4 protein-coding genes and 1 pseudogene are annotated in these 3,603 nt (G+C 72.9%); 1 reads left to right on the top strand and 4 read right to left on the bottom strand.

Going from position 1 to position 3,603, the window contains the following annotated elements; genetic code table 11:
- Window positions 1-173: 173 nt before the first annotated feature.
- On the bottom strand, window positions 174-857 hold the full coding sequence (gene mtrA / locus OOT08_RS12405; RefSeq protein ID WP_325093054.1) for an MtrAB system response regulator MtrA: 684 nt from the start codon (window positions 855-857) through the stop codon (window positions 174-176).
- 121 nt (window positions 858-978) lie between these two features.
- Window positions 979-1,407 (bottom strand): hypothetical protein, encoded by a 429-nt coding sequence (locus OOT08_RS12400; RefSeq protein WP_325093053.1) that lies wholly within the window; start codon window positions 1,405-1,407, stop codon window positions 979-981.
- A gap of 69 nt (window positions 1,408-1,476) precedes the next feature.
- Here OOT08_RS12400 and OOT08_RS12395 point away from each other — a divergent pair, with 69 nt between their 5' ends.
- Complete coding sequence (locus OOT08_RS12395) at window positions 1,477-1,707, top strand: DUF3499 family protein (RefSeq protein WP_325093052.1); 231 nt, start codon at window positions 1,477-1,479, stop codon at window positions 1,705-1,707.
- A 25-nt stretch (window positions 1,708-1,732) separates the two neighbouring features.
- On the opposite strand, the gene OOT08_RS12390 is transcribed toward OOT08_RS12395, so the two are convergent.
- Window positions 1,733-3,163, bottom strand: a complete 1,431-nt coding sequence (locus OOT08_RS12390; protein ID WP_325093051.1) for a DUF5719 family protein — start codon at window positions 3,161-3,163, stop codon at window positions 1,733-1,735.
- Window positions 3,160-3,603 (bottom strand): annotated as a pseudogene (locus OOT08_RS12385) (hypothetical protein); the annotation flags it as partial. The pseudogene OOT08_RS12385 and the gene OOT08_RS12390, both read right to left, overlap by 4 nt.

Below are 3,603 nucleotides of genomic sequence, written 5' to 3'. Positions count from 1 at the left end.
TTCCGGTGGCTGCGCTGCCGGGGATGCCGGGGGCGCTGCCGGGTTGCGGGGGTGCGGTTGCGGGGAAGCCGTTCCCGCCTGGGCCCGCGCCGAGGTCGCCGAAGACTCGGCGGGGTCAGCGGGGACGGGCGGGGTCACAGGGCGGCCTCCTCCGGGGCAGGGTGACTAGGGGGTCAGGCGGTGACCGCGCCGGCTCGGTAGCCGACGCCGCGCACGGTGGTCACGATGACCGGGTTGTCCGGGTCGATCTCGACCTTGGCGCGCAGCCGCTGCACGTGCACGTTCACGAGGCGCGTGTCGGCCTTGTACTGATAGCCCCAGACCTTCTCGAGGAGCACCTCGCGGCTGAACACCTGCTGCGGCTTCTGCGCGAGGGTGTGCAGCAGGTTGAACTCCAACGGGGTCAGGTTGATGGTTTCGGCCCCGCGGCGCACCTCGTGGGCGGCAACGTCGATGACGAGGTCGCCGACGGCGAGCTCATCCGCGTGCTCGGACACGGGCTCGCGGAGCCGGGCGCGGATCCGCGCGATCAGCTCGACCGGGTTGAAGGGCTTCACGACGTAGTCGTCGGCGCCCGCTTCCAGGCCGCGCACCACGTCCGTGGTGTCGGTCCGGGCCGTCAGCATAATGATGGGCACGCCGGACTCCTGCCGGATCCGCTCGCAGACCTGAATCCCGTCGAGGCCCGGGAGCATCACGTCGAGCAGCACCAGGTCGGGCTTGACCTCCCGGAAGCGCTCGATTGCGTCGAGCCCGTCCGGGGAAAAATGCGTGGCGAAGCCCTCGCCCTCCAGGACGATACCGATCATCTCAGCGAGGGCTTTGTCGTCGTCAACGACGAGAATCCGAGCAGTCATGCTCCCATTATGACGGCCAACCCGGGGAAAACCGCTGAATGACGCCTTTTGACGCCCGCCGGGCGTCCCGGTTCCCCGTGAAACGGTCCGGGGTTCGCCCCGGGCGGGCCGCCCACGGGCCCTAGAAGTGCTCGAACTGGCCGGGCAGGAGATCCCAGGGGTCCTCGCCGAGGTACTCGGCGACCGCGAGGAAGACGCAGTGCTCGATGAACATCCGGCGGTGGGACTCATCGTCGACGTGCAGGCCGCGGGCCCGCTGGATCGGAAAACGATAGAGCATGATCGAGCGGCTGGGGCGATCGACCCGGTAATACGCGGGCTCGGCGCTGTCCTCCGCGGTCGTTGGCACCGTGGTGAACTCGATCCGGACGCCGTCCAGGCGGCCCTCGAGCTGGTTCTGCAGGTAGCCGACCGTGGCCCGGGCCGTGCGCTCGAAGACGCGGATCCGGGAGTTCGGGTCGGGCAGGCCGGGGCCGGACACCGCGGAGCGCGGGGCGCGCCGCCCGTGCCGTGTCGCCTGCCCCTGACTGGGCCGTGTTCGTCCGCTCATGCCACGAGTCTACGGCCTGTTCCGGCGCGCCCGCTCAGCGGCGGCTCAGCCGGAGCATACCCTGGGGCTATGCTTCCCCGACAGTGTTCCAAGGTGACCTGCGTTCGGGACGCCCGGAGCACGCTCACCTACGATTACGAGGGCAGCGTGATGGCGCTCGGGCCGCTGAGCCCCGTGCCCGCCCCGCACAGCTACGATCTCTGCGCGGAGCACGCCGGTCGCCTCACGGCACCGGCCGGTTGGGAGCTGCTCCGGCACAATCCGAACCCCGAGCGCGGCGCCGAGCAGAGCGCCGGCTGAGCCCGCGGGCCAGCGCTCGCCCGGCCTAGCGGGTGAAGACCGTCAGCGAGGCCGCGCGCGGCGCGGCGGGCAGCACCGGGTAGCCCGACACCTGGCCGTCCCCGCCGTAGGTGACCCCGGCGGCGATGGGCTCGTCAGACTCGATCCGGTAGCCGACACCGGAGCCGAGCCCCGTCGTGACGCTCGCCCCCGCCGGCACGCGGACCGTGACCGGCTTGCGGGCGTCGTCCTGCTTCCCGGTGTCCTCCGGGGTCAGGGTCACGGTCGCCTCGGCCGCGCCGGGCGCGACGAGCGTGAGCTGCGGGGCGGGGCCCTCGGCGACCGCGAGGCTCACCGGCGCATCGGCGTCGAACACCGGGGCCGGGGTGAGCCAGGCGAGGTCGCTGGATTCGGCATCCTCCGCGGTGAGCCGGGCGGCGGCCACCACGCGAACGTCCGAGCTGACCTCGATCGACGTGGCCTCGGTTCCGAGCTCCTCCACGACCAAGTCCTGCACAACGCCGGGCTCCACCGGGACCCGCGCGACCTCGGCGCGGGTGCCGTCCTTCTGGATGCCGGTGACGCTGACGAAGCCGCCCTCGGTCCCCGGGGCCAGCACGCGCACCGTCACCGGGGCGATCACGTGGCCGTGGGCGTCCACGTCGTCGAGGCCGTTGGCCTTCGGGGTGATGATGCCGGGGATGAGCACGGTGCGGCTCGGCGCGACCTGGGCGTTCGTCGTGTCGACGCCGTTGGCCCGGAGCACGTCCGTCCGCGCGACCTGCAGGGTTGCGGTGACCGGGGCGCCGCGGCTCTCGACGAGCGCGGAGATCTGCTCGGCGTCGGGCGCGAGGCCGTTCACGGACACGGTGCGCTGCTCCCCCGCCGGAATGATGAGGCCGCCGCCGGTGAGGGACTCGACCTCGCCGTCCTCCGTGAAGACGCGCAGGCTCACCGTCGCGGTGACCTGGCCGGGATTCGAGACGCTGATCGTGGTCAGCGAGCCGACCATCGTGTCGCCGCCGACGAGCCACTGCTCGCTCGCGGCCTCGCCGCAGGCGGTCGCGCTGAAGCCCGACAGGCGCTCGCTGTCGATGCGCTGGGACTGGGCAAGGGCGGACAGCTCCGACTCTGGGCCGGTCAGGGTCATCACGCTGGGCGCGCCCCCGGAGGCGCTGGGACGCTCCCGGGCCAGGTCGCTTCGGTCGGCGGTGGTGCCCGCCGCGGCGACCTTCACGGCGCCCGCGGGCACCGCGGCGTCGGGCTGGGCCGGGTCAACGCCCAGGTCCAGCAGCGAGCCAGCGCAGACCAGCTGCCGGGCGCTCTCCCGGGCCGTGTCCACGACCGTCTTAGCGGGGGGCACGGTCGTCGTGGGCAGGGTCACGATCCCCGAGACGAACACCCCGGCGGCGATCGCCGCGGTGCCGAGGATGCCGACGCCGATCCGGGTCACGGTCTCGGTGCGGTTGCTCGTCATTCGCTGTCACGCTCCTTCGTGCGGGGACGGTCGACGTACACGGTCTCCTCCAGATCCTCGGGCAGGCCGCCCTCGGGCTCGGCATCCGGCTCGGGGACCGTGAAGCCCGAGGCCTCGGCGGGGTCGGCGGGGTCGGCGGGCTCCGTGGAGTCGGTGTTCTCGGCGCTCTCGGTGGGCTCGGCAGGCTCGGTGCTGGTGGCTTGCTCGGCAGGCGCAGCGGGCCCGTCGACGTCCGTCGATGCGGTGGCCTCGGCCGGCCCGGCGACCTGCGTCGGCTTGGCAGCCTGCGTCGCCTCGGGGCTGTCCGGGTTGTCCGGAGCCTCCGGGGTCTCCGGGGTCTCCGGGGCGACCGCGATGTCCAGCGTCTCCGCGAGATCGAGCGAGTCGGCGCTGACCTGGGAGGCGACGCTGACGAGGGGCTCGGGCGTGACGGCGGCTGC

Source organism: Leucobacter sp. M11 (assembly GCF_035726885.1).
In the GTDB taxonomy this organism is placed as follows: Bacteria; Actinomycetota; Actinomycetes; order Actinomycetales; family Microbacteriaceae; genus JAPFRB01.
The sequence above is the reverse complement of the archived record's forward strand: the minus strand, read 5'-3'. Positions and strand labels throughout refer to the sequence as shown.

Bases quoted from the DNA above. Each gene is read 5' to 3' on its own strand.
- OOT08_RS12390 (WP_325093051.1), bottom strand. From the start codon at position 3,163: ATGACGAGCAACCGCACCGAGACCGTGACCCGGATCGGCGTCGGCATC.
- OOT08_RS12395 (WP_325093052.1), top strand. From the start codon at position 1,477: ATGCTTCCCCGACAGTGTTCCAAGGTGACCTGCGTTCGGGACGCCCGG.
- OOT08_RS12400 (WP_325093053.1), bottom strand. From the start codon at position 1,407: ATGAGCGGACGAACACGGCCCAGTCAGGGGCAGGCGACACGGCACGGG.
- mtrA (WP_325093054.1), bottom strand. From the start codon at position 857: ATGACTGCTCGGATTCTCGTCGTTGACGACGACAAAGCCCTCGCTGAG.